This is a genomic window from Streptomyces sp. P9(2023) (assembly GCF_032436795.1).
In the GTDB taxonomy this organism is placed as follows: Bacteria; Actinomycetota; Actinomycetes; order Streptomycetales; family Streptomycetaceae; genus Streptomyces.
Genome location: NZ_JAUPWM010000447.1, coordinates 1 through 274 on the forward strand (window position 1 = coordinate 1; position 274 = coordinate 274).

General features: G+C 57.7%; 1 protein-coding gene. It reads left to right on the forward strand.

The annotated features are described in order from the left end of the window. Positions 1 to 42: 42 nt before the first annotated feature. On the forward strand, positions 43 to 274 hold a 232-nt coding region (locus Q5762_RS38310; protein WP_315896933.1), incomplete at its 3' end, for a hypothetical protein.

A 274-nucleotide genomic window follows, 5' to 3' on the forward strand; every position in this document is an offset into this window, starting at 1 on the left:
TTCAAGACCGGTCTGGAAATCGCTCAGTACACTGCTGACATCATGCGCAAGGACATGGAAGAGTATGACGCCGACTCCTCCCTCTACACCCAGTCCCTGGGCTGCTGGCACGGCTTCATCGGTCAGCAGAAGCTGATCTCGATCAAGAAGCACCTGAAGACCACCAACAAGAAGTACCTGTACCTGTCCGGCTGGATGGTTGCCGCCCTGCGCTCCGACTTCGGCCCGCTGCCGGACCAGTCGATGCATGAAAAGACTGCCGTTTCCGACCTGA